This is a genomic window from Acinetobacter sp. 228 (assembly GCF_048147885.1).
Genome location: NZ_JAYWYV010000018.1, coordinates 1 through 25221, shown reverse-complemented (window position 1 = coordinate 25221; position 25221 = coordinate 1). Strand labels below are relative to the sequence as shown.

At 43.4% G+C, this 25221-nt stretch carries 21 protein-coding genes and 2 tRNA genes; 8 read left to right on the top strand and 15 right to left on the bottom strand.

Going from position 1 to position 25221, the window contains the following annotated elements; all coding sequences use genetic code 11:
- Positions 1–40: 40 nt before the first annotated feature.
- Positions 41–571 (bottom strand): YaeQ family protein, encoded by a 531-nt coding sequence (locus VXQ92_RS12485; protein ID WP_416681949.1) that lies wholly within the window; start codon positions 569–571, stop codon positions 41–43.
- Between the two features lie 101 nt (positions 572–672).
- On the bottom strand, positions 673–1680 hold the full coding sequence (locus tag VXQ92_RS12480; RefSeq protein ID WP_416681947.1) for a CobW family GTP-binding protein: 1008 nt from the start codon (positions 1678–1680) through the stop codon (positions 673–675).
- A 389-nt stretch (positions 1681–2069) separates the two neighbouring features.
- Here VXQ92_RS12480 and VXQ92_RS12475 point away from each other — a divergent pair, with 389 nt between their 5' ends.
- Both VXQ92_RS12475 and VXQ92_RS12470 read left to right on the top strand, forming a co-directional pair.
- Positions 2070–2315: a hypothetical protein gene (locus VXQ92_RS12475; protein WP_416681946.1), complete on the top strand. Its 246-nt coding sequence runs from the start codon at positions 2070–2072 to the stop codon at positions 2313–2315.
- Positions 2316–2662: 347 nt separating this feature from the next.
- Entirely contained in the window at positions 2663–4267 is a 1605-nt protein-coding gene (locus tag VXQ92_RS12470; RefSeq protein WP_416681944.1) for a bifunctional 3-(3-hydroxy-phenyl)propionate/3-hydroxycinnamic acid hydroxylase, read from the top strand.
- Between the two features lie 193 nt (positions 4268–4460).
- Here the strand turns inward: VXQ92_RS12470 and VXQ92_RS12465 are convergent, their stop codons facing one another.
- From VXQ92_RS12465 to VXQ92_RS12435, 7 genes are all read right to left on the bottom strand, one after another.
- A complete protein-coding gene (locus VXQ92_RS12465; protein WP_064102548.1) occupies positions 4461–5075 on the bottom strand; it encodes a glutathione S-transferase family protein in 615 nt (204 codons plus the stop codon).
- Positions 5076–5297: 222 nt separating this feature from the next.
- A complete protein-coding gene (gene hcaR / locus VXQ92_RS12460) occupies positions 5298–6191 on the bottom strand; it encodes a DNA-binding transcriptional regulator HcaR (protein WP_416681943.1) in 894 nt (297 codons plus the stop codon).
- Between the two features lies 1 nt (position 6192).
- The gene (locus VXQ92_RS12455; RefSeq protein ID WP_416681942.1) at positions 6193–7392 is read right to left on the bottom strand and encodes an MFS transporter; all 1200 of its coding nucleotides are present in this window, start codon (positions 7390–7392) and stop codon (positions 6193–6195) included.
- 31 nt (positions 7393–7423) lie between these two features.
- Entirely contained in the window at positions 7424–7987 is a 564-nt protein-coding gene (locus tag VXQ92_RS12450; protein ID WP_416681940.1) for a TetR/AcrR family transcriptional regulator, read from the bottom strand.
- Positions 7988–8414: 427 nt separating this feature from the next.
- Positions 8415–8936: an acyl-CoA thioesterase gene (locus tag VXQ92_RS12445; RefSeq protein ID WP_064096393.1), complete on the bottom strand. Its 522-nt coding sequence runs from the start codon at positions 8934–8936 to the stop codon at positions 8415–8417.
- A gap of 286 nt (positions 8937–9222) precedes the next feature.
- Positions 9223–9399, bottom strand: coding sequence for a hypothetical protein (locus VXQ92_RS12440; RefSeq protein WP_171254955.1), 177 nt, complete (start codon positions 9397–9399; stop codon positions 9223–9225).
- A 348-nt stretch (positions 9400–9747) separates the two neighbouring features.
- Positions 9748–10752 carry a patatin-like phospholipase family protein gene (locus tag VXQ92_RS12435; protein ID WP_416681938.1) on the bottom strand — a complete coding sequence of 335 codons (1005 nt, stop codon included), beginning with the start codon at positions 10750–10752 and terminating at the stop codon, positions 9748–9750.
- A 123-nt stretch (positions 10753–10875) separates the two neighbouring features.
- On the opposite strand from VXQ92_RS12435, the gene chrA reads away from it, so the two are divergent.
- A complete protein-coding gene (gene chrA, locus VXQ92_RS12430; protein WP_416681936.1) occupies positions 10876–12081 on the top strand; it encodes a chromate efflux transporter in 1206 nt (401 codons plus the stop codon).
- Positions 12082–12135: 54 nt separating this feature from the next.
- On the opposite strand, the gene VXQ92_RS12425 is transcribed toward chrA, so the two are convergent.
- On the bottom strand, positions 12136–13611 hold the full coding sequence (locus VXQ92_RS12425; protein WP_191730547.1) for an alanine/glycine:cation symporter family protein: 1476 nt from the start codon (positions 13609–13611) through the stop codon (positions 12136–12138).
- Positions 13612–13656: 45 nt separating this feature from the next.
- The gene (gltS, locus tag VXQ92_RS12420; protein WP_416681935.1) at positions 13657–14895 is read right to left on the bottom strand and encodes a sodium/glutamate symporter; all 1239 of its coding nucleotides are present in this window, start codon (positions 14893–14895) and stop codon (positions 13657–13659) included.
- An 899-nt stretch (positions 14896–15794) separates the two neighbouring features.
- On the opposite strand from gltS, the gene VXQ92_RS12415 reads away from it, so the two are divergent.
- Positions 15795–16502 (top strand): nitroreductase, encoded by a 708-nt coding sequence (locus VXQ92_RS12415; RefSeq protein ID WP_416681934.1) that lies wholly within the window; start codon positions 15795–15797, stop codon positions 16500–16502.
- A 77-nt stretch (positions 16503–16579) separates the two neighbouring features.
- Here VXQ92_RS12415 and VXQ92_RS12410 read toward each other — a convergent pair whose 3' ends face one another.
- Positions 16580–17797, bottom strand: a complete 1218-nt coding sequence (locus tag VXQ92_RS12410; RefSeq protein ID WP_416681933.1) for a multidrug effflux MFS transporter — start codon at positions 17795–17797, stop codon at positions 16580–16582.
- 138 nt (positions 17798–17935) lie between these two features.
- Between VXQ92_RS12410 and yccS the strand changes: the two genes are divergently transcribed.
- The 4 genes from yccS (at position 17936) to VXQ92_RS12390 (ending at position 24404) form a co-directional block, all read left to right on the top strand.
- Positions 17936–20110: a YccS family putative transporter gene (gene yccS / locus VXQ92_RS12405; RefSeq protein ID WP_416681932.1), complete on the top strand. Its 2175-nt coding sequence runs from the start codon at positions 17936–17938 to the stop codon at positions 20108–20110.
- Positions 20111–20195: 85 nt separating this feature from the next.
- Positions 20196–20756, top strand: a complete 561-nt coding sequence (locus tag VXQ92_RS12400; protein WP_064096401.1) for a YcxB family protein — start codon at positions 20196–20198, stop codon at positions 20754–20756.
- A 170-nt stretch (positions 20757–20926) separates the two neighbouring features.
- Positions 20927–23509 (top strand): PepSY domain-containing protein, encoded by a 2583-nt coding sequence (locus tag VXQ92_RS12395; RefSeq protein WP_416681930.1) that lies wholly within the window; start codon positions 20927–20929, stop codon positions 23507–23509.
- Positions 23510–23609: 100 nt separating this feature from the next.
- Positions 23610–24404 carry a YdcF family protein gene (locus tag VXQ92_RS12390; RefSeq protein ID WP_064096402.1) on the top strand — a complete coding sequence of 265 codons (795 nt, stop codon included), beginning with the start codon at positions 23610–23612 and terminating at the stop codon, positions 24402–24404.
- Between the two features lie 24 nt (positions 24405–24428).
- Here the strand turns inward: VXQ92_RS12390 and VXQ92_RS12385 are convergent, their stop codons facing one another.
- From VXQ92_RS12385 to VXQ92_RS12375, 3 genes are all read right to left on the bottom strand, one after another.
- Positions 24429–24890, bottom strand: coding sequence for a DUF2750 domain-containing protein (locus tag VXQ92_RS12385; RefSeq protein WP_064096403.1), 462 nt, complete (start codon positions 24888–24890; stop codon positions 24429–24431).
- Positions 24891–24962: 72 nt separating this feature from the next.
- Positions 24963–25038: transfer RNA gene (locus VXQ92_RS12380), tRNA-Val, on the bottom strand.
- A 106-nt stretch (positions 25039–25144) separates the two neighbouring features.
- Positions 25145–25221 (bottom strand) — tRNA-Asp (locus VXQ92_RS12375).

Below are 25221 nucleotides of genomic sequence, written 5' to 3'. Positions count from 1 at the left end.
AGGCAAGGATACAAGTTGAAACTTGCATCCTTGTGAATTCTTATTGTAACTGTTCCCACTCTACAATCACTTGACCCTGATCACCAATCAAGGTCCATTCCCCATCCATCACATTTAACTGTAACTGCATGGTGCGTGCACACAATTGTGGTAATGCATCAGTGGTTGCAGTGGATAATTTCCATACTTCCACATTTTTTAAGGTTTTTAACTTGCTGCTACGCTTATACCATTCATCTACCGCAGAACCATAGGTCACGACTGCGACCTGCTTGCAACGCGCACTGGCCTTTTTGACTTTATCTTCGTCCGGACTGCCCACTTCAATCCATTTGACCAGTTGCCCGGTCAGATCCTTTTCCCAGAGTGCCGGCTCATCCGTTTCGAACAGATCCTTGGTAAATTCCAGTGCTTCATCGGCATAGCGCGCATAGGCCAGAATACGCACCATCAAGCGTTCAATGGTTTCCGAAGGATACAGTGCCATCGTCAGTTGATAGTCTTCATAACGATGCGTATCCATATCCGCAATATTCAAATCAACTTTATAAATCGTCGCTTTTAACGCCATCACACAATCCTCAAATTTGGCGCTTAGCATATAAGATTTAGCACAATTTTGCTGAACAGATTTAGGTCAAAGATTCATTCAGCGCACTAGAAACAGTGCCATTATTTTTCTGGATCGATACGGCATTGCATCAGGGCAGTTTCAAATGCCAGCCAATCGCATGACTGTTGATAAATCACTTCCACCCGGTTATCAATACCTTCATCTGCCGACTGATAATTGAACTGTTCCGGATTGAAATTAAAACTTTTCCAGCCCTGATCGGTATGGAAAATCCCCTTGATTCTAAGCCAGTCTTTTTGTTCACACAGCAGATCCAGCAGATCATAAAAATTAAACTGCCAGCGTTTTGGCAATTTCCAGCCTGCGACCTGATATCCCTGGGCACTTTCTACATAATGATAAGGCATCTGTTGAATGACTACGGAAGTGTCTGCGGACGAGATCGTCTGTTGCTGTTTTATCAAAGGCTGAATCTTACGGGCAGAACCCTGATACTTCTGCTTGATCTGTTCGATATCGAGTTGTCCGTGCTCGGTGAACAGCCACTGTTGCGCATAAGGTTGATATTCTGCCTGAAGTTGCGTGAGCGCTGCGTTATCTTCGGCTGTCATCAAGTCAGCATGTGAAATCACCACGATATGCGCTGCCTTGAGTTGGTCTGCATACAGGTTTTGCTGGGTCCAGTCCCGGTCATGCAAACGCGAACCATCTACCACGGTGACTAAAGCCTGCATGTTCAAATGGCTATGCCAGTGCGGTTCGGTCAGCTGTTCCAGTAATTGTCCCGGGTGCCCCAGCCCGGTAGGTTCGATAAACAGGCGATCCGGTTTCACTTCTGACAGCAAGCGCGATAAGGCGATCTGCATCGGCAATTGACTACTGCAACATAGACACCCGCCTAGTAGCTCTTTGACTGCATAACCCTGATCTTGCGGCAATAACTGCTGGTCTACCCCAATCTGGCCAAACTCATTCATCAGCACTGCCCAGATTTCCTGTTCCGGTTTCTGCTGTAGTAAATGTTTGAGTAGTGTGGTTTTACCTGCACCTAAAAATCCGGAAATGATATGGACAGGAATAGCCTGTGATGCTGACAGAATTTTCAAAATCGGCTCTCAAGAGATTGAATAGAAATAGCAATGCTCTGCATTATAAAGCACACCCAGATTATAAAATGCGTCTTCTTAGTAAACACATGATGAAATTACAAAGACCAAAATTCATGGAATGATCCAGAATTATCAATTTGCTATGTTAACTTTTATTGCCAATTTAATTTTTGAAATATTCATACACATTTTTATTGAATAAAACCCTGCATAATTAACAGAAATAAAACAACTTTCTCAGTTTTGTATTGCTTCGGTTATTGCCTACGTGTCGCTTTTGTTAATTGGTTTGCCTCGTAAAATTTCAGTGCTTAGGATGAGCATCTGTCGAATTGATGTGATGGTCAATTCCGCAGATTAATAACCTGAATAAAAGGATGCCAAAAATGAACTATGCACAAATCTTACTCGCCACGACTCTTACTGCTGCTGCAGCTACCAGTTTTGCAGACAGCAAAACCACAGATGCAAAAACCACCACTGAAGAAAAAGTGGTCGTGAGCACCCAAGAATTACCTGAATCAAATGCGCCGGTTGCAGGTGCATCTGCAGAGCAGCCTGCTGCCTCTGAAGCAGCTGCGTCTGAAGCTACTGCAGAAAGTACAACACCAGCAAAACCTGCTGCACGTTAAGTTATTAGATGACTCGTTTAACCCTATAAGGATATTCGTGACAGTATTTCTCCAGTAGGCTGTGTCCTAGGCTGTCCGATATTTTTCGATGCTGAATCATGCTTGATGCTGGTTCAGCATTTTTATTGCACAGAATCTATTTAGAGCCATAGTCAAAACTGATCACAGAATTAATAGCAGCTATCAAATTTATATTAATTTTATTTTTAAATTCAATTGATTATCTAAAAATAATCTATCAAATTCAATATTAATCATATCCTTCAGCTACTATCGCATAACTTGTTTCTGGTGTTCAGCTGCTCCTTAATAGCCTTAAATGCAAGTCGATTGAATGGACATTCGCTATGAGCAATACCAATTACACTACTGAAGTGGCAATCCTGGGTGCCGGCCCCGTAGGCTTAACCCTTGCCAACTATCTAAGCAAACAAGGCGTAGTTGTCACGATTGTCGAGCAACTGGATAGTTTGATTGATTACCCACGTGCGATTGGAATCGATGATGAATCCTTGCGTACTATTCAGTCTTTAGGTTTAGTCGAACAAGTTTTACCACATACCACCCCAAATCATGCAATGCGCTTCTTGACTCCGAAAGGACGCTGTTTTGCTGATATTCAGCCTTTAACGCGTGAGTTTGGCTTCCCGCGCCGTAATGCTTTTATTCAGCCACAAGTCGACAACGTGCTGCTGCAGGGCTTGAAACAATATAAAAACACCCAAGTGCTATTCTCACGTCAATTGACCCATTTTAGTCAGGATGCTGAAGGCGTGACACTCAATCTGCAAAATAAAGATGGCGTTGCAGAAACCGTACGCGCTCAATACCTGATTGCCTGTGATGGCGGTAATTCTTATATACGCCGTAACCTGGGTATTGCATTTGAAGGTGAGACTGCACCGAATCAATGGATTGTAATCGACCTTGAGAATGACCCTCTCGCTACACCGCATATCTATTTATGTTGTGATCCGGTACGTCCTTATGTATCGGCAGCATTGCCACACAGTATTCGACGTTTTGAATTTATGGTCATGCCAGGTGAAACTCAGGCAGAACTGAGCAAACCGGAAAATATTGCCAAACTTCTGTCCAAGGTTTTACCAAGCACGGATGGTATTGAAGTGATCCGTCAGCGTGTTTATACCCATAATGCCCGTATTGCTGACAAATTCCGTGTCGACCGTATTTTGCTTGCCGGTGATGCTGCGCACATTATGCCGGTATGGCAAGGACAGGGTTATAATAGCGGTATGCGTGATGCCTTTAACCTGGCCTGGAAAATGGCAATGGTCATTCAGGGCAAAGCGACAGCTGAACTGTTGGATTCTTACCAGATCGAGAGGAAAGACCATGCCAAAGCCATGATTGATCTCTCCGTTATGGCCGGCCATGTACTGGCACCACCGAAAAAATGGCAGGGTTTTGTCCGTGACGGTATTGCCTATGCCCTGAACTATATCAAACCCATCAAACAGTACCTGCTGGAAATGCGCTTTAAACCGATGCCTAAATATCATGACGGCGCACTTTTGAGTAACGGTGCCAAGAACTCTCCAGTCGGCAAGATGTTTATCCAGCCACAGGTTAGACTTGAGTCAGGTGAAAAAGTTTTACTGGATGACGTAATTGCTAATGATTTTGCAATTATTGCTTGGGGTGTAGACCCGCAATGGGGTATTTCGGATGCCACCATGCAAGTCTGGAAAAAATTAGGCGTCAAATTTATTCAGGTCATTCCCGAAGTTCAACTGGACAATAAAAACCGCAAGCAATTTGAAGGCGTGATTACCGTTGGTGACATCGGCACTGATATTCGCAGCTGGTTCGGTAGAACCACTGAGTCAGTCGTTATTTTACGACCTGACCGTTTTGTGGCAGCCTTGGCGATTCCACAAACACTGGATCATATCAGCCAGCAGCTGTTTAAAAAGCTACATGTAAAATAATTACGAGCATAAAATACATTTACTGAATTATATTCAGAGGTCTGACCACGTGAAAGCGTGGTCTTTTTTTATGTGTATTTTTCTTGCATAGGGCTGGTTTATAAGTTGCTTTCTTTAAGGTCAATGTCTCATTATTCAAGAAAAAGAGCATGTCTGTCAGAAAATATATGAACCACACTTTTTTTTATTGAACTTAGGCATTGATTTTCTGTAACCAGGGTATATCTTTCATTGAGTCACGCTGCGCCAGCAACTGAATAAAGGGCTTGAACTCATCCAGATAGGGCAATATTTTCAAAGAAATGGCAAAAATCAGCCAGTACCCCAGAAATACATCTGCAGCTGAAATTTTCTCACCCAGCAGATATGGATTGGCTTCTTGCATACCTTTTTTGAGAAAGGCTAATAGGCTCTGTGCATGACCAAAGCTCAAGCTCCGTGTTCTTTGCTCAATCTGTTCATCCGGTACGCCCAATCCTTTTAAATCCATAAATTCCGTTAAAGGGCCATGAGTAAAGAACATCCATTTCAGATAAGCGCCGCGCTTGGGATCATCCAGAGTCGGTGCCAAACCTTTTTCTATATATTTATCGGCCAGATAGGTAAAGATGGCCGCAACTTCAGTAATTATCACGTCCTGATCGACCAGACAAGGTACTTTGCCCATGGGATTAATCGCTAAATATTCGGCCTGATGCATGTTTTCATAAGGTACGTTTATAATTTCAACCTGGTCTGTAATGCCCAACTCCTGTAATAAAAGCATTACAGTCATGCCACGGGACTGGGGATTGCTATATAACTTCATCATTTTTATTCACCCTCTGCTGTTATTTTAATTTTTTAATGCAACTTTTTTTTATTGGCTGCCTTTGATTTCTCTCAATGCAAGAAAAATCAAAGATATCATGTTAAAAAAAATCTAGTATAAAGTGCTTCGATAGCCTGTGAAGAACGATTATGTGACAGATTTATCTGCCGAAGCCTTTTTGCTGTTTAAAAACCTGCGGTGCTATCAGGTCTTTCTTTTTTAAAAGAAACCCATATAAAACTGTTCTTTCAGGATTTTTAAAATGAGTTCAAGCAGCTCGTTTTTCTGTCCTTTACGATAACTGGCATACAGATTAATCATCGGCAAGGGTTCAATGGTATTTTTGACGATAATTTTATCCCCCAATAACGGGATCACATAAGCCGGAACCAGGCTCCAGCCCACGCCCATCCCGACCAGATTGACATTGAGCAGGATATTGGTTGAGTGCTGGATCACATTCACATTCAGTTTGGATTGCTTGAAAAAGTCAGTGATGATTTTATGGAGTTGTGGTGAAGCATCTTCATCACTAATTACAAAATCCTGATGATTAAAGCTCTTGATACTCACATGGCGCTGCTCGGCAAGCGGTGAATCCTTGGGCATAATCAAGGCCAGCGGCTCACTAAAAATTTGCACATGTTCCAGCTCATCAGACTCATCGACATAGCGGGTAAAGGCAATATCAATCTCGCCTTTTTTTAAGGCCTTTAACTGGCTGGCATCGGTCAGGCTATGAAAATGAATTTTAATATTCGGGAAATGTGCGCGTATATTCGGCATGATATAGGGGAAGATTTTCATTTCCGCGACAGGCACGAAACCGATATTCAACTGATCCTGCTGTGCATTTGCGATCTGTCTAGCGCTCTGTATAGCACGCTCTGCATGTTCAATACTCAATAAGGCTTCTGTCAAAAATGCCTGCCCAGCCTCAGTCAGCCCGACCTTACGGTTATTGCGCTCTAGTAACTGTACGCCGACCTCACGCTCAAGATCCTTGATTTGCTGGCTGAGCGAAGGTTGTACCGTATTTAATTTTTCTGCGGCACGGGTGAAGTTCAGCTCCTGTGCCACGGTCACGAAATAGCGTAAATGTCTTAATTCCATCTTATAACTCCAAGCTTGCCGGGCGCTTATGTCGCTTTTTGGCAACATACTGACGATATACCCATATTGTCATCATGACGAGTACAGCACTTAATATATAGGTGGTTTCAAAGCCCCAAGAAGCAATCAATATTCCAATGACTACTGAACCAATCGCCAAACCCAGATCAAACAGGGTAAAGAAAGTTGAAATTGCATGTCCCATACGCTGCGTATCAACCGACTGAATCGCTAGCGTCTGCAGACATGGGAACAGCGAACCGTAACCAATGCCGATAAATACTGCCGACAACCACAATATCCATTGATTGGAAATCAGACTGACGATCACCAGACCAATAGCAAAAAACACAAAAGAAGGATAAATAACAGCACTTGGTCCCTTACGGTCATAAATCTTCCCGATCCAAGGTCTAACCAGCAGCATAGAGGCAGCAAAGACAATAAAGAATACACTGGTATAATCCAACAGCTGCTTGGTTTCACTAAATGCAGTAATAAAGCTCATGATACCTGAGTAGGCAAAAGCCGTCAGCAAGGCGACAAAACTCACCGCCAGAACTTTGACTTCCAGAATATCCTTCAAGCTCAGGCTATTCTTTTCTTTACTTATGGCATCACGTTTAGGTAACTCTGTAATTTTCAGCATCCAGCAGAAAATGAGTCCCAGAGAAATAATAACGGCGAGAACGCCAAATAACACCTTGAAACTGGTGATCTGAATGACAGTCAATGCCAGCAAGGGCCCAAACACTACACCCAGATTGGTCGACATGACGAAATAACCCATGCCCTCACCTTTGCGCTGATCAGGAATAAACTCATTGGCGACGGGTACTGCTACCGTAGTCAGAATACTGAACCAGATGCCATGTAAAAAACGCACCACTAACAGCGACCACATGCTGTCCACCAGTAAATAGCTAAAGGCAAATAAGGCAAAAACTATGCCTGCACTACGCATGGTGATTTTTTTGCCGAACTTTTCAATGATCATGCCGGAAAATGGCCGAATGGCAATCGATGAAGCCAGGAATAGCGTCAGTGCCAGACCAGCTTCTTTTACTGAGCCACCCAGATCTTTCATGATGTAAATCGGTAAAACCGTCAGCAAGGCAAAGTAATAAACGAACAGGAAAAAATTATTAAATAAACACAGGATAAATGAGCGATTCCATAAACGCTCAGCATTAACTGACATAATCACCAACTTTTAAGAAATAAGATCAAACTCAGGCTTGAACAGCAGCAGGATTCAGCACCAACTCGACCAGATTCTGGATATAGTGTTCATCTGGAATGCGGTTGAAAAAAATGATCTGGTAATGAATCGGGCCGTACAAGGTATCCAGCATCAAATCAAAAGGATAATCCGCACGGATTTCTCCGCGTTCAATCGCTTGCTGAATCAGTTGATGAATCTGTTGTCGCCGAGGTAAAAGATATTGCTGAAAAAATCCACCTGCCAGTTCCCGGTGATTGGCAATGACCACCAGTAAAGCCCGCCCTACTGGATGATTCAGTGCCTCTGATAAAAAAACGAGTTGTTGAATAAGATTGCTTTTCAAACTTTTGGAGGTATCCAGTTCAAATACTGAAGCGGTCTGTTGCTTAAAAGTATCCAATACCAGTTCCGATTTATGCTTCCACCAGCGATAAATCGTGGACTTGCCTACGCCAGCGCGTGCAGCCACATCTTCAATGGTCAGCTGATGATATTCACATTCTGCTAGCGCATCTGCGACTGCCTGTAAAATGCATTGCTGTCGTCGGGAACTTCTCTCGTCATTACTCATATTTTTCTGCTTAAGCCTTAAAAACGAAACGATACGTATCGTTTTATATTAGAATAAAATGTTATAAAGCTCCAGCCATAAACTAAAATTAATACAAAAAAAGAACTTCAAAAGATTAAGGAAGAATAGAAAAGAAATTGACTGATTTTTATTATTTTAATGCTGATAGAAATTAGATATATGGAAACGTCATTTCCGTATTTGAGACAGGACTTAATCAGACAATAGATGTTTTCACGACAGATTAAAAAACTGAATGTTAGCAAACCAGTTTTTTAGCGAAGAGTATTGCTCCGCAAGACAGGTTTCTTGCGAAGCTCCATTTTTTATTTTGCCGAAACAAAAGTAGCATCTAGACTGCATCAATTGAATTTGAAAAGAAAAACAACGTTATTCACTATAAATGATTAAGAGGTTATTTCTATATTTAACTTTGTGCGGTCTTTTTATAAATGCTGCATGAGGGATGATGGTTCTCTTGTAAACGCGCTATTTTGCGCTGTTCGGCTGCCTCAAAACGGCAACGCTTCCAGTCATTGTTCAAGTTTAAAGCTGGAATCTGTTTGGGTTTACCATGCTCATCTACTGCCACCATCGTGAAATAACAGCTATTGGTATGACGCACGGTTCTCTTTTGAATATTCTGTGCTTCTACACGAATACCAATTTCCATTGAGGTACGGCCAACATGGTTAACACTGGCCAAAAATGTTACCAGTTCACCGACATGAATTGGCTCTTTAAAATTCACCTTGTCTACAGATAAGGTCACAACATAACTACCCGAATAGCGACTTGCACACGCATACGCCACCTGATCCAATAATTTCAGAATGGTTCCACCATGAACATTACCTGAAAAATTTGCCATATCTGGCGTCATGAGAACTGACATCGTTAACTCTGACTGGTCATCTGCTAATGCTGCAATTTGATCTAAAGGGGCCATCGTTTTCTTTGAACTCTTTGAATGATAAGGTTATCATTTATTATTATAGCGTTTTTAACGTGAATAAAATGTTCAATTCGGCAAATCGGGCATCATAATTATTGATATAGAAAATGTATTCATACAGAAAAAAATATATTTAATTGCTTAAAATGTGAATTAAAAACAAAGTATAAATTATTCAATACCTGTTTAACTGGGGGGCTGACAGGCCTGTAATTGAATAATCCATACTCCCCCTCCATCAAACCAAATACTTAAAAAATAGAGGGAAATTATTAGAAATTTAAAGCTTTAGTGGTCTGAGCATTTCCTGAACTACATTTTGATAACTCAAAATTTGTTGGCCATCCAAGATGGTTTCAACAGTGAAAGAACCGTCCTGATGGGCAGCTGTTACTGTAAAAATATAATGTTCGAATTGTGCCAGTTTGACCTGATGTCCAATTTCTATATGTGTCATGCTGTCTACATCTGCTGAGTGTTCTGTTTTAACTACATTCTGGCATGAACGGGGGAATTTTTGAATATTTGATCAACTTAAGTATACGAATAATAATGCTAAAATTAGAACTCAGGATTAATAAAGCTTATACCTTAAAATAATAAATTTATAATTCAATAGCTTATATTTCAAATTAATTTTGTATTTGATAAAAAATTAAAGCTACTTATAGACATCAGCACTTATCTCATCTTTCATAACAATTAGTGAGCTATTAAAGCTGATGATGTTTAATCCTCGTACTGAATATCACCACCTTCTCCTTTGATAAAATGGCAATATTCAGAGAATTCTTATAAGAGATTTTTATTGGGAGTAATGATCCTTGACCACAAACTGCGGAATACGGTGCCCTCGGGCATAGTCGTGTTTTTGATAGGCCTGTGAAATTTCCATCAACTTTAATTGAGCTGCCTCAATACCAGCCTGCATGGTCAACTCTCTGCCACGCACATCAAAAATATGGCCTTTTTCACGCAGATCTGGCTGAATCACCACATCTGCATGCTTTAATTCTTCATGCGCCAGATGTTGCTGCATAATATTGATGTTCTGATTAAACAGTCCCCAGACATTGCTGGTTTCGGTATGAATAGGCTGTGCCAGAATATCCACCGCAATCACAATATCGGCTCCCAGGTCACGCGCCACATCTACCGGTACCGGGCTGACCAGCCCACCATCCACATATTCTTTACCTTGAATAACGGTTGGAATAAACATACTTGGAATCGAGACTGAAGCCCGTACTGCCTGTCCGGTATTGCCATAGTTAAAGACCACTTTTTTACCTTCTTTAAGTGCCGTGGCTACGACAAACATCGGGATTTTCATGGCTTCAAGCGGTGTCTGATCGACCTGTAAATTGACATAGTCTTCAACTTTTTTGCCATCAAAAAAGCCTTTTTTAGCCAGTTTAATATCACGGACATCATTGGGTCGCATCGTTAAGGCAATATTGCGCAGTTCAATCGCCGGCTTGCCACTCGCATAAAGGGAGCCCACGATGCTGCCCGCACTGGTTCCGACAATAAAATCGGGTTGAATACCTGCTTGTTCCAGTACTTCCAGCACACCAATATGTGCATAACCACGCGCACCGCCACTGCCCAGAACCAAAGCAATCACTGGACGTTGTTGGGTCTGCTTGATCTTTTGAAAATCAATTTGATTTGGACGTGCCTGTGCTTCTCCACGTTGCGCAGCAGCTTGCAGAGAACTGGTAGCCGACGGGGCGGGCATTTGGGTCGTTTGGCAACCACTTAGGCCAAATACACCCAGTATTACCATACTCAACACATATTTCTGCATGCAGAGAATGTCCTCATTAATCTAAAGCAGCATAGTGTATAAACACATGCATAAATAGTCTGTAGAATTTCGTTAAACTGTCATGCAGTTCAGCTACTTTATCTTCATTTTTCCTATAGCCATATGCCTTCGACCTCGCTGTACCGGATTTTCCTGATTTTCCTGCAACTGGGCTGCATTTCATTTGGTGGTCCGGCGGCACATTTGATATTTTTTCACCGAAAATTTGTGACCCAGCTGCAATGGCTGAATGACACCCAATACAGTCAACTGGTCGCTTTGGCGCAACTTTTACCTGGGCCGAGCAGCAGTCAGGTAGGGCTGTCGATCGGTTATCTGCAACGTGGCTATAGCGGTGCAGTGATCGCATGGCTGGGTTTTACCCTGCCCTCAATGATTCTGATGGCCTTGGTAGCGCTCTTGGGTCAAAGCTATTTTCATATTTTAAACTCAAACAGCTTTCATACCATCCAGTTAATTGTATTTTCTGTAATCGCCTGGGCTTTCTGGCAAATGCTGAGAAGCTTCTGTAAAACGGCCTGGCAATATGCGGTCTTAATCCTCTCGGTGATATTACTGATGGTGGTCTCAGCGAGTTTTAACCAGATCCTGGTGATTATGTTGGGCGCGATCTGTGGAATCTTGGCGGGACATTTTTTTCAATCAGATTTGAAATCCAAAGAAATCAATAAAATGGCAATCAGCTCGCCATATATTCGATCTGCCGCTGCACCCTATTGGTTACTGGCATTTATCTTGCCGTTTTTTCTGCTCCCCTTAGCTGGAAAATTATGGGGTGAATCAGACCTGCTATTTTTTTCCAATTTCTATCAAACCGGTTCATTGGTATTTGGTGGTGGTCATGTGATTCTGCCTTTGCTATATCAGGACTTTGTCACAACCGGTTTAGTCAATGCACAATCTTTTGATCTTGGCTATGCATTTGCCCAGCTGATGCCGGGGCCTTTATTCAGTTTTGCCAGTTATATTGGCGCTTTGCTGCCTTGGACGCCCTATGTCTGGCTGAATGCAGTGCTAGCGACCTGTACAATATTTTTACCTTCATTTTTTCTGATTTTTGCCACCTTACCCTACTGGTCATGGCTGATACAGCAGCGCCATATTTATCAGGCGGTGATGGGCATCAATGCTGCAGTGGTGGGGCTGTTACTGTATTTATTGCTGGATCTTTCACAACGTTATTTTAGTTATGGCTCCGATCTGGTCTTTGTCGCGGTGATGATTGTCCTGCTACGTTCAAAACTACCAGTCTGGTTCAGCCTGATTTTCGGCTTCGTGCTTTATCAAAGTTACTTAAATTTCTTCTAAATAAAACTTTGGCATAAAAAAGCCCCGAATGTTCGGGGCTTTTTGCTTCAAGTCTTACCAGATATCTGATTTAACCTTGTCTTTAAATTTAGGATGGTTATCCAGTTTAAATTCAGGTTCCTTCACACCACGCTTCAGCTGACCGGTATAGTCTTTGAGAAGCATCAACAGGAATGGCATCAGCAACAGGATTGAGATCAGGTTGATACTTGCCATCACGCCCATAAACAGATCTGCCATATTCCAGATCAATGGCACACTCGCGATCGAACCGAAATACACCATCACCAATACAAATAAGCGGAAAATCAACATGACCCAACTATTGTTATTGATGAACTGAACGTTGCCTTCGGCATAAGCATAGTTACCAATAATCGAAGAATAGGCAAACAGGAACAGAATTAGTGCCAGGAAATCATCACCCCAGGCACCAATCTGGCTTTCAAGTGCCATCTGGGTCAAAGTCACCCCTTCAAAGCCTGCATTTTCATATACACCTGAAACCAGAATAATAATGGCGGTACATGTGCAGACCACAAAGGTATCAACAAATACACCCAGCATTTGGATCAGACCCTGATTCACTGGATGCTTGGCATCAGATGCCGCAGCAGCATTCGGTGCTGAACCCATACCGGCTTCGTTAGAGAACAGACCACGCTTAATGCCCATCATCATCGCCATAGATACCATAGCACCAAAGAAACCGCCAGCAGCAGCTTCAAACTCAAAGGCTTTAGTGAAAATAAGCTGGAAAATCGATGGCAAGATATCGTAATTGATTACTGCAATATACAGGGCCACTGCCAGATAGAGTACCGCCATGAGCGGTACAAAGCGTTCAGCGACTTTAGCAATCCGTTTGATTCCACCAAAAATGATCAGGGCTGTCATTACGACCAGAACCAATCCAATCCAGGAAATTTCAAAATCAAATCCGCCCAATGGTAAAATGACATTGGCCTGATTCCAGCCCCAGGCATGAGAGGTTGCCCCAATAATCGCATTGGCCTGAACGGCATTGAATACAAAGCCATAAGTGGTGATCAGTGCGATCGCAAAGACAATCCCCAGCCATTTCTGCTTCAAACCTTGGGTAATATAATAGGCAGGCCCACCACGGAATTGCTGGGTCTTACTATCCCTGACTTTAAACAGCTGTGCCAGTGAGGATTCAACTAAAGCAGAGCTCATGCCCAGAAAGGCAGTAAACCACATCCAGAACACGGCACCCGGCCCGCCAATCGCAATTGCAATTGCAACACCCGCGACATTACCTACCCCGACCCGGCTAGCAAGACCAGTAACAAAGGCCTGGAATGGCGTAATACCATGCGCATCTCTGACCTTGCCACGGCTGCCCTTCATCACTTTCATACTGTGCCAGAACAAGCGAATTTGAACTGCACCTGTCGCTACAGTATAGAAAATACCGACTGCGACCAGAAACACAACCAAAAAGTCCCATAAAGGGCCATTCAGGGCATTAATCCAGCCCAGCAAGGTTTCATTTAACTGATCATTCATGTCACGTCCTTATGAGCCTATGACTCATCGTATCAAGCATAAAAATCATGCAAAAAACTTCAAAATCATCTGAATAACAGTGGCATTGATCAAATCAACAAAGAATGCGCCACATAATGGCACGATCAGGAAGGCTTTATGCGATGCACCGTACATATTGGTAATTGCCTGCATATTGGCAACCGCTGTTGGCGTTGCACCCATACCAAAACCACAATGACCCGCTGCAAGTACCGCAGCATCATAGTTTTTGCCCATGATACGGAAAGTGACGAAAGCTGCATACAAAGCCATGGTGATGGTTTGCGCACCCAGAATCACCATGAGTGGTCCTGCAAGGTCAGCCAATTGCCATAACTTTAACGACAATAATGCCATCGCCAAATACAGTGACAATGACGCATTACCAAACACATCAATCGCGCGATCAAAAATCTGAACCTTGAAAATGCCTTCCAGTACATTACGCAGGAGTACACCGCCGCCCAATGCCCAGACAAATGTTGGCAGTTCAAAAGCAGTACCTTTACTGAAACCTGTCATAAACTCTGCAAAAGCCAAACAGCCTGCAAACAGGCCCAATGTGGTAATAGCATTATCGGCAGTAATCAGACGCAGACGATGTGGATATTCAAATTGTACGTATTCCTCTGAAATGCTATCCATTGGGGTGTTGTCACGCTTTTCGATCTGCTGATCGGTACGTGCAGTAGCCAGGTTATAACGGTTGATCAGCAACTTGGCCAAAGGTCCACCAATGATCCCGCCGATGATCAGACCGAAAGTCGCACTGGCCATACCCAGTGCCAAAGCACCCTGAATGCCATGTTCAACTTCAAAAATCTCCCCCCATGCACCCGCAGTACCATGACCGCCGGTTAAGGTAACTGAGCCTGCAATCAGGCCAATCAGTGGGTCAATACCAAGCAGTGTTGCCAGACTCATACCGACTGCATTTTGCAAAACAATAAAAATCGATATAGCAAACAAGAAAATTACCAGACCGACACCGCCTTCACGCAACTTGGAAAAGTTGGCACTCAGACCGATCGAGGCAAAGAAGATCAACATAAAACTGGTTTGTAGCTCTGAACTGGTGGTGATGCTGTATCCCCACAGTGAATGCACCAGTAATGAGATGATCGCAGCAACCAAACCGCCTGCAACCGGCTCAGGAATGTTGTAGCGCTTTAAAAAATCGATTTTATTAACCAGGAACCGCCCAAGTAATAAAACAATCACTGCGGCAATCAGGGTATAAAATGCGTTAAAAGTAAAATCCATAATTTTTTGCCCAAGATGATTCTGAATTTTTTATTATTCTAAAAGTCGTAGAGTTGACTATATGTCTAGCTCTCTCATTAGATATGCATCCGTTACATCCGGATTTAATCTATGACCTTTAGAAAACAAAACGTTTATCATCTCTTTCAAACTTATGAATATCATCGTCACGATCATATTCAACAAATGAGAGATTTATAAAAGCAACACCATTTCTATTCCGATACTCAGTCTTTTGGAAAATTGCAGGCAATCTTCAAACAGACGTACATGCTAATAAAAAAACTGTGTTTTAAGCTCAAAAAACATTCACTGATTGATGAGTGCTTTCAACCTAAAGGCTTCATTCAAGCCATCTGGAATAGCGTTATTTCAAACAGATCTTGATCATGCAAAGCATGAATTAAGATGAAAAGTCGTACATTATGCTGTTTCTTTGTATAACGTTATATTGTTTTTTATTAGCAATAGTTAATAAAACTATAAAAAATAATTATAAGTTCTCATTTTTTATATGAAGATTAAACTATCTTTTAATTCAAAAAAAATATTAGTCTCTTACTCAAAACAGAATAACACCGGAATCCTGAAATTAAATTAACTCGATTTTCAGGCAAAATAAATGTGTTCTCTGTGTGAAATTGTTATTGTTAAATTGTTCAAACACTTGGGATTTAAGCTATTTTTTTCACTTAAAGACAATTTTCATAACGATCTTTATTCTGATCATTTAGAGGACTAAACTCGTATTTTGGAAGGCCAAATAAGTGCTCTTTGGCTATTTTTTGGATAAATCATTTTTATCAGCCGGTAAACAATGAAATTTTCCTATCCCCCCTTCTGTTTGTTTAGTTTATAGTCATTGCCAACTCAATAAGGATATTTGACTGGACTTTACAATGGATCAAAATTTTGTTCATGCGGTAGATCACACCATTACCTCTCGTCATTCAGTACGTGCTTTTTTAAATACACCCGTGAATACCGACACCTTAAAAGAGATTTTGGCCGTTGCCAGCCGTGCCCCTTCAGGAACCAATACCCAACCCTGGAAAGTGTATGTGGTAACTGGCAAAAAGCGCGATGAAATCGTGCAACGTGTCTGTCAGGCACAAATGCAAATCTATGCAAATCCGGAATTGTCACAGCAGTATCAGGAAACTTTTGCCTATTATCCTGAACAATGGATCTCGCCATTTATTGAACGTCGTCGTGAAAATGGCTGGGGTTTATATGGCTTGCTTAACATTCAAAAAGGTGAAAAGGAAAAAATGGCACGTCAGCAGTTACGTAATTTTGAACTATTTGATGCGCCTGTCGGCCTGTTCTTTACTGTCCATCGTTCTTTGGCGATTGGTTCCAAAATGGATGTTTCAATGATGATGCAGAATGTCATGCTGGCCGCAAAAGCCCGCGGTCTGGACACTTGCCCGCAGGCTGCCTGGAATCATTTTCACCCGATCGTACTTGATCTGGTGGGTGCTCCAGCCGATGAAGAGCTGGTCTGCGGTATGGCACTGGGCTATGCCGATCCAGAGCAGATTGTTAACAGCTTTATTACCCCGCGCGTTCCCGTAGAGGAATTTGCCGTGTTTATCGAAGAGTGAGGCAGGCAGGGCTAAGTCAATTGACTTAGCCCTCTGTCCAGACCAGTATTTTTATTGCCTGAGAGAACATCCAGCATCTATGCATTTTTTAGGCTGGGCATTTTTATTTTAAAAATTGTCCAAGCAGAAATACAGACAAAAACCAGCATGATCAATGCCATATTCAGTAAAGCCTGCCAGAGCATAAAATTCAGTAATACGCCGGCCAGTAATCCACAGACAAATTGCATACTTCCCATAATGGCACTGGCAGTTCCTGCCCGCTCGCCCTGTTCAGCCATTGCCAGAGCCATGGCATTCGGACCAGTAAAACCGATGGCTGCCACTATGACAAACATGCCTGGCAGTACCCAGAGCACAGAGTTTACGTCCAGACAGCCCAGCAGGATTAAAGCTGACACACCGGCAAACTGCAGACAGGTGCCGATTTTCAGACGCTGCAATATCGAGAAACGTCCGGCCAGCCGCTTATTCAATGTCGAAAACAGCATGATGCCGACCGCATTTGCACCAAAAGCATAGGCAAACTGCTGCTCGGTGAGCTGATAACGATCCATCAAAATGGCCGAAGAAGCACTGATATAACAGAACATCACCGCACCGGAAAAACAGCCGGCATAAAGCGGGCGCCGAAAGCTGGGATCCTGAAAAATGCTACGGTATAGGCTTAATACCTGTTGAAAATTCAGCTTGAGACGGCGTTCTGGTTCCAAGGTTTCTTTAAAAAGAAAGTGCACACAAGCCAGACTCAGCAAACCACAGCCCATCAATACCAGAAATATCGTGTTCCATTCATAAAATTTTAGTATCCAGGCCCCCAGACTCGGGGCAATAATTGGTGCAATCGCAGTCACAATCATCATGCTGGCAAAGGCCTGAGCTGCTGAGTGCATATCCAGACGATCACGAATTGCAGCACGTGCCATGACCACGCCAACACAGCCACCGAGAGCTTGTAAAATCCGGGCAGTGATCAGACTCCATTCATCCTGCACAAAGACACACAGCAAACTTGCCCCAATGTATAAGCACAGCCCAAAATACAGTGGCGGTTTACGTCCAATCCGGTCACTGATCGGTCCATAAATCAGCTGTCCGACAGCCAGACCAAAGAAATAGGCCGGCAGGCTATTGGAAACCATTTGAGTACTGACACCAAAATCTGCAGCCATGGCCGGCAAGGCAGAAAGATACATATCAATGGATAAAGGCCCGAGCGCACTCAGTGCTGCCAGCAACACAATCCAGGACATGGCATAAGGTTGTTGTACTATTTTATTCGATGTCATAAGCATGAAGATTTAAAGCGCTAATATGCAGACAAATTAACACAGTGCATAGTATGATTTAGCCTGAAATGAAGATTTATAAATCTACTATTTTCATTAGTATATTCAGATTCAGCTGTAAAACTGCAGCATAAAGGACGACCTTTGAAATCTTGGCTCACTCGTCTCAAGCAAACTACCTATAACACGACCTTAATGTATAACCTGCGCATGATGACGGCATTTGCAGGTACTGCCTTTGTCCCCTATTTTATGGGACAACAATTATTGACCATTCCACTGACTTTAGGGGTGGTTGCAGCCGGTTTAAGCGATATTGATGACCGCTTTTCTGTGCGGATTTTAAATCTGCTCTACACCTATATTGGCTTCTTTATTACGGCGGTTGGGGTATATCTGCTTTATCCACATCCAGTCCTGTTTGCCTTGGCATTGATTGTGTCCTGTATTGCACTGATTCTGCTAGGTTCTCTTGGCAGGCGCTATGCCACGATTTCCTATGGTTGTCTGGTCATTTCCGTTTACTCGATGCTCGGGGTGGAGCTGTTTGATGAATGGTATAAGCAGGCTGGCCTGCTGGTGATTGGCGCGATGTGGTATGGCTTGCTGTCAACGCTGAGTTTCCTGGTCTTCCCTACCCGACTGGCGCAAGACAAGCTTGCCATCTCCTATTCTGCGCTCGGTGACTTTTTATATGCCAAATCCAATCTTTTTGATGTGGATATGACCCCTAAAAGCTATCAGCAGAGCATGATTGAACTGTCGATGGAAAATGGCAAGCTGATTACCATTTTTAACGAAATGAAAACCGCCCTTCTGACCCGTCTGAAAGGTGACCGTGGGCAAAAAGATACCCGTCGCAGTTTGCAGTATTATTTTGTTGCGCAGGATATTCACGAACGTGCCGATTCGGCACATATTGACTATCAAAAACTGGCCAAGATTTTCCAGCATAGCGATATCCTGTTCCGCTTCCAGCGTATCATGTCAATCCAGGGCAAGGCCTGTAAGGATCTGAGTGAAAGTTTGCTGCAGCGCAAACCTTATGTACATAACCAGCGTTTTAAGCATGCATTTGATAACCTGAGACTGTCGCTAGATAAATTACGTCAGGATCAGCATTATGACCAGGTCTGGATCAACGCCCTATTTTCGCTGTTTCAGAACCTTAAATCGATTGATGCCCAGCTACGCAACCTGGAAACCGAACAAAGTATCAAGTCTGAACGCTTCAAACATATTGAAAACCAGCTCAAAGATGATGACCTGAAAGGCTGGGATGACATCAAAGTTCGAATTAAACAGCATCTGACCCCAGAATCAGTGCTGTTCCGGCATGCCATCCGCCTGTCAATTGTGCTGCTGATCAGCTATATCTTCGTACAGGTCAGTAATATTGAATATGGCTACTGGATTTTATTGACCGCCCTTTTTGTCAGCCAGCCAAACTTTAACGCCACCAAACGCCGTTTACGTCTGCGCATTATCGGTACTTTGGTCGGGATTATTCTCGGTTATGCCATTCTGTATTTTGTGCCCTCCATCGAAGGACAGTTATTACTTCTGGTACTGAGCGGAATTCTGTTCTTTGAATTGCGTAGTAAACAGTATGCACAAGCCACTGCCTTTATCACAATTTTAGCGCTGATCAACTTCAATCTGGATGGCATGGGCTTTGCTGCGGCCATTCCACGGATGATTGATACCTTAATTGGCTGTGCGATTGCATGGTTCGGTGTCAGCTTTATTTTTCCGGACTGGAAGTTCCGACGTTTACCGCGCAGTATCAAACGCAGCTTGCAGGCAGAAGTCAATTATTTGAATGAAGTCATCGAGCAGTATAAATCGGGACGTAATAATGGTCTGCAATATCGGATTGTCCGCCGTGCTGCCCACAATACCGATGCCGAGGTGGCTTCACTGATTTCAACACTGGCCACAGAGCCCGATATTGATCCGGTACAAAAATCACTGGCCTTTGAGTTCCTGTGTCTGAACCATACTTTTATCAGTTATATTGCTGCACTGGGAGCGCATCGGGGAAAAATTGAAGATCAGGACATCCTGAATCTACTGGACCACGCACTGGATAATATTCGTGATGCATTGCTGCAAGATGAAATGCCCGATTCGAGTACACAGAATATGATTGTGAATATTCGGCAGCGTCTGTCTCATGAACGGGAGCAAGATCAGAAATCCCTGATCATTTTGCAGCAACTGTCTTTAATGTTTAGCATTTTAAATCAGTTAAGCCAGCTCAAACAAAGTTTAAGTCATGAGTGGGATGAACAGGCAACAGAATTGGGTTCATTATAATTTGGCTGATTTTGGAACAATATACTCACTGAATTGGTACAATTAATGCTAAACTTTTTACAGTTTAAAATCTGCTAGTTTCCCTATGACCGCGAAAAATTTATACGCTTATACCCTCCAGCCTGTGAACTATGAAATTTCAGAAGCCGAGCAACGTCATGCTCAGCTGGTGATCTGGCGTAGTACCAATAAAATTGGCATGAAAGCATGGCTGATTATGGGTGCTGTTGTTGCACTTTCTATTCTGGGCATTCTGCTTCTGAAGAACTACTCTACCGTGTTCTGCTGGGTAGCGATTGTCTGTGTGGTGTTGTATTACCTGATCCGTACCTTTGGTCTGGAATGGTATGTTAAACGCAAGATGAATGAATTTCCGGTTCAGGAAATCAAGGGCGTTCGCCTGGGCGTACAGCCGCACGGTATCGTGATGCGCCAGAAAATGGGTATGCAAGAAGGTGTTGGCGCGATTAGCTGGAAAGACATCTATGAATGGTACAACACACCAGAATTTATGTTGGTCAATTTCAAGGTTAAAGGCCAGCAAGGTGCATACATCCTGCCTAAACGTCTGGATAGCAAAAACTTTTCTTTTGCCACGATTCGCAAACATCTTGAAGCAGAAGTCGGTCCGGCAAAACAAATTTAACTGCTTCATTCTTTCATAAAAAACCTCCTGCCTCGGCATGGAGGTTTTTTTAATCACACAATATTGAATGATAATGAGAATAAATATTATCTTCAACATCTATAATTTAGGCTTAAATTTCAGTTATAATTTTGGCATTATTTTTATCGCTTACCCTTAATCTGACCACCATGATTAAAAAGACATTTTTCCAAATCCACTGGTTTCTGGGGATTACAGCAGGTTTAATCCTCTCGATAATGGGGGTCACTGGCGCAATCTATTCCTATGAACAACAAATATTAAAATGGATGAATAGCGACAGTTATACGGTTCAGGTTCAACAACGTGACAAACTTACGCCTGCCCAGCTATATCAGCACTTTAACCATACTGCACCTGACATGAAGATCAACAGTATTACCGTGGCACAAGACCCAAGTGCTTCAAGTGCTGTAAATGTTGCTAAAGAAGGTGCACGGCGTGGCCAGAACATCATGGTCAATCCATATACCGCAGAAGTCTTGCCAGAGATTAAGGGACGGGAATTTTTCCAGTTTGTTCAGCAGTTGCACCGTAATTTAACAGTGGGCCCGGTGGGTAAACAGATTACTGGCGCCTGTACCCTGATGCTGATCTTTTTCGTACTGTCAGGCCTTTATCTGCGCTGGCCGAAACGTCATTCGATCAAGCAATGGTTGTTTATAAAACCTCAACTGAAAGGCCGTAATTTTATCTGGGATCTGCACGCGGTTGTGGGGACCTGGGTAGTGATTTTCTACCTGATTCTGGCCTGTACCGGCCTGTACTGGTCTTATGACTGGTGGCGCAACGGTATGTTTAAGGTGCTGGGTGTGGAACGCCCACAACCGGAAATGCAGGCCAATGCCGGCAATAACCGTGGTGAAGGCCGTCAGGGTGGCGAAAGAGGTTCACGTGGTGAAGGACGTGAAGAAACTGGTATGAATCCAGAAAATATCTCTCGCGCACTGGATCTGAGCTGGGCTGGTTTTAATACTCAATTTGCTCACAAATACTCGACTGTAACATTTAACCTGCCGAAAAAACCGGATGGCGAAATGCAGCTGAGCTTTGTCGACCCTGTAGTACAGCATGAACGCGCCCGGAACAATGCTACTTATAATTACCGGACGGCTGAATTCACCAAAGTTGAAATGTACGAAGATAAAAAGCTCAATGAAAAAATCATGAGCAGCATGTTACCGGTGCATCGAGGCAGTTTCTTTGGTCCGATCTACCAGTTCTTTGTCATGGTCGCAGCCTTGTTGATGCCCTTGTTCTTTGTGACCGGCTGGATGCTCTATCTGAAACGTCGCAAGCAGAAAAAATTAACCTTGGCTGCACGTCAAGCTACAATAATTCAGCCTTTAGATCCAAATGCCAAACCGTGGCTCATTGCTTATGCCACACAAACAGGAGTTTCCGAGCAGCTGGCCTGGCGTACAGCGACTGCCCTGCAGGAGGCGCGGCAACCTGTAACCGTCAAGCCGGTGCAGCAACTCACACTAGACGAGTTACAGAAAACCGAACAGGTATTATTTGTTGCCAGTACGTATGGCACGGGTGAAGCACCGGACCTGGCCTCTTCTTTCGAGAAAAAAATCCTGTCTGCAAAAGCTGATCTTAGTCATTTAAGCTATGCGGTATTGGCCTTGGGCTCTCGGGAATATCCGGACACCTACTGCAGCTTTGGTCTTCGAATTGACCAGTGGCTACACCAGAATGGTGCGCACCAGCTTTTCAAGACCATTGAAGTAGATAATGCCAATAATGAGCATATTCAGCAGTGGAATACTGCACTTGCACGGGTGACTCGACTTGAACTGCAAGCAATGAATATTGATAAGACTTTTGATCAGTGGATCTTGAGCAAACGTGAACTGCTGAATGCGGGTAGTCTGGGTGCCCCTGCCTTCAATATCGAACTGGTTCCCGAGCATGAAGCAGTCTGGCAGGCAGGTGATATTGCCGAGATCCAGCCAGGAAATAGCCCGGAACGTATTCGTGTATTTATGCAAAAATACCAGATTGCTGCCGGTACACAGGTCCCATCTCTGCAACAAAGCATTGAACAGGTGCTTTGGGATCGTGATCTGACTCAGGCTGAACCTTTTGATTCTCTGGATCAGCTTCTCATTCAATTACCGACCTTGCCAACGCGCGAATACTCGATTGCCAGCATTCCAAGCCAGCAGGTTTTGCGGCTGGTAGTGCGTCAGAAAACCGATGCCGAGGGCAATCTGGGATTGGGCTCCGGCTGGTTGACTCAACATGCAGCGCTGAATGCACCCGTTGCACTACGTATTCGCAGCAATGACTCTTTCCACCTGATTAATGACAACCGTCCGATTATCTGTATTGGTAATGGTACCGGTATTGCGGGACTATTAAGTCTGCTCAGTGCACGTAACCGTCAGGACTATACCCAGAACTGGCTGATCTTCGGTGAACGTCAGCGTGAACATGATTTCTTCTTTAAAGAAACCATTCAGGCCTGGCTGCAAATGGGAACTCTGAAACGTCTCGATCTGGCCTTCTCTCGTGACCAGGAGCAAAAAGTTTATGTACACCATAAACTGCGTGAACAGGCTGAAGAACTGAAAGCCTGGATTGCTCAAGGTGCAGTAATCTATGTCTGTGGTAGCATCAATGGTATGGCCAGCGATGTAGATCAGGCGCTGACTGATATTCTCGGTGAAAGCGTGCTAGATCAATTACGTCTGGATGGCCGTTATCGCCGTGATGTATATTAATATAAGCTGATATATAATAAAAACCGGGCTATTGAGCCCGGTTTTTATTTGAAGATACAGAAGTAATAATAAAAATATTGATAAGAAAAAGGAAACGTAGATGCTCAAGCAACTGAAACGAAGTCTCAGCCTGATTTCTGGCTTGGTTCTCTGCATATATAGTATCTGGTTAATGAACCAGGGGCAGAGGCATTTTGCCATCCCCCTGTTTCTCATGATTGGTGGAGCACTTATCCTGTACACCCTGCTTTTTTCATCTATTCAGCGCTGGAAACAGAATTCCCGGTTCAGGACATGGTTCTGGAACTGTCTCTGGGGCGGTTTTTTTTGTTGGATCATCAGTGTCGCGGCCTTCTTCGCCTATATCCAGATGTCGATCAACTCCAATATTCCAACACAACCGGCTACAGCAATTCTGGTATTAGGCAGTGGCATTGACCAGGGTCAGCCTTCCCCCATTCTGAAAAATCGTCTGGACACTGCAGCAAAGTATGCAGAACGCTATCCCAATATTTTGATGATCATGACCGGTGGACGAAATCTCTGGGAAAGACAGAGCGAAGCTGAAGTCATGCAAAATTATATTCATAGGACCTATCCGCGGCTCAAAAATCCGATCAGTTTAGAAGATCAAAGCAGAAGTACCCAACAGAACCTGCAATATTCTCAAGTGATCTTGAAACAACAGAATATAGGACAACATGAACCCATTGCGATTGTCACCAGCGATTTTCATAGCCCTCGCGCGCGGGCCATTGCCAGACATCAGGGTTATCAACACGTCATCAGTCTGAGTGCCAGCACTCCCCAGAATATCCGCTACAATTCCTGGCTCCGTGAATATTTTGCTTTGATTAGTGGCTGGCTGCTAAATGAATATTCATTATTTCAATAAAAAAAATATTGAAAAACAGGAAAGTTAATTTAAACGAATCTGTCTGGGCAAAGGCATGTCCGGATTTTTAAACAGTTCCGGCTTTTGCATATAGATCTGATACAGATAGTTCTTAATATCAAGTAATAGTTTTTCTGGTGCCACCAGAATATTCTGCCCTTCTGGCGTCAGATCAAGAGACACAATGGTACTTTCCTGGCGTAAAAAAGGAATGACTTTTTCTACAAAATCCTTGAGGCTAATTTCCTGAATATCGTAATTCACCCAATTATCTTTAATGAGCAGTCGCGCCAGACTTTTACTGTGCCAGCTGGCAAATGCACGTTGTCCGGTAGGCGTGGCACACAAAGCCCAGCCATCCTGATAAAGCGCAAAAATGCCAGCATTGGCAACAATGGCTTCAATATATTGCTTATAAAGTTGTTGAGGGTCGTATACCGTATGTTGAAATTTGGACGCTGCCTTGCGCTGATAGGGATTTCTCATGGTCGTGAAATCTTAATATTATTATAATAGAATCAGATTCTAAGGAAAAAACAGAATTGAGGCAAGAAGATATGGTGGGCGCTGACGGGATCGAACCGCCGACATTCTGCTTGTAAGGCAGACGCTCTACCAACTGAGCTAAGCGCCCTGAGAGAAACAACAGCGTTGTTTTTAATGACGCAAGACTAACAAGAAATGTTGTCTTGGTATCTGGAAAACTTAGATCTCAGGAATCCAAGCTTCTCATCTTAAGATGGCGCAGCGGACGGGGCTCGAACCCGCGACCCCCGGCGTGACAGGCCGGTATTCTAACCAACTGAACTACCGCTGC

Coding starts and splice junctions, on each gene's coding strand:
- VXQ92_RS12475 (WP_416681946.1), top strand. CDS start 2,070: ATGAACTATGCACAAATCTTACTCGCCACGACTCTTACTGCTGCTGCA.
- VXQ92_RS12395 (WP_416681930.1), top strand. CDS start 20,927: ATGATTAAAAAGACATTTTTCCAAATCCACTGGTTTCTGGGGATTACA.
- VXQ92_RS12390 (WP_064096402.1), top strand. CDS start 23,610: ATGCTCAAGCAACTGAAACGAAGTCTCAGCCTGATTTCTGGCTTGGTT.
- VXQ92_RS12400 (WP_064096401.1), top strand. CDS start 20,196: ATGACCGCGAAAAATTTATACGCTTATACCCTCCAGCCTGTGAACTAT.
- VXQ92_RS12415 (WP_416681934.1), top strand. CDS start 15,795: ATGGATCAAAATTTTGTTCATGCGGTAGATCACACCATTACCTCTCGT.
- VXQ92_RS12440 (WP_171254955.1), bottom strand. CDS start 9,399: ATGACACATATAGAAATTGGACATCAGGTCAAACTGGCACAATTCGAA.
- gltS (WP_416681935.1), bottom strand. CDS start 14,895: ATGGATTTTACTTTTAACGCATTTTATACCCTGATTGCCGCAGTGATT.
- VXQ92_RS12410 (WP_416681933.1), bottom strand. CDS start 17,797: ATGCTTATGACATCGAATAAAATAGTACAACAACCTTATGCCATGTCC.
- VXQ92_RS12425 (WP_191730547.1), bottom strand. CDS start 13,611: ATGAATGATCAGTTAAATGAAACCTTGCTGGGCTGGATTAATGCCCTG.
- hcaR (WP_416681943.1), bottom strand. CDS start 6,191: ATGGAATTAAGACATTTACGCTATTTCGTGACCGTGGCACAGGAGCTG.
- VXQ92_RS12450 (WP_416681940.1), bottom strand. CDS start 7,987: ATGAGTAATGACGAGAGAAGTTCCCGACGACAGCAATGCATTTTACAG.
- VXQ92_RS12435 (WP_416681938.1), bottom strand. CDS start 10,752: ATGCAGAAATATGTGTTGAGTATGGTAATACTGGGTGTATTTGGCCTA.
- VXQ92_RS12445 (WP_064096393.1), bottom strand. CDS start 8,936: ATGGCCCCTTTAGATCAAATTGCAGCATTAGCAGATGACCAGTCAGAG.
- VXQ92_RS12385 (WP_064096403.1), bottom strand. CDS start 24,890: ATGAGAAATCCCTATCAGCGCAAGGCAGCGTCCAAATTTCAACATACG.
- VXQ92_RS12470 (WP_416681944.1), top strand. CDS start 2,663: ATGAGCAATACCAATTACACTACTGAAGTGGCAATCCTGGGTGCCGGC.
- chrA (WP_416681936.1), top strand. CDS start 10,876: ATGCCTTCGACCTCGCTGTACCGGATTTTCCTGATTTTCCTGCAACTG.
- VXQ92_RS12455 (WP_416681942.1), bottom strand. CDS start 7,392: ATGTCAGTTAATGCTGAGCGTTTATGGAATCGCTCATTTATCCTGTGT.
- VXQ92_RS12465 (WP_064102548.1), bottom strand. CDS start 5,075: ATGAAGTTATATAGCAATCCCCAGTCCCGTGGCATGACTGTAATGCTT.
- VXQ92_RS12485 (WP_416681949.1), bottom strand. CDS start 571: ATGGCGTTAAAAGCGACGATTTATAAAGTTGATTTGAATATTGCGGAT.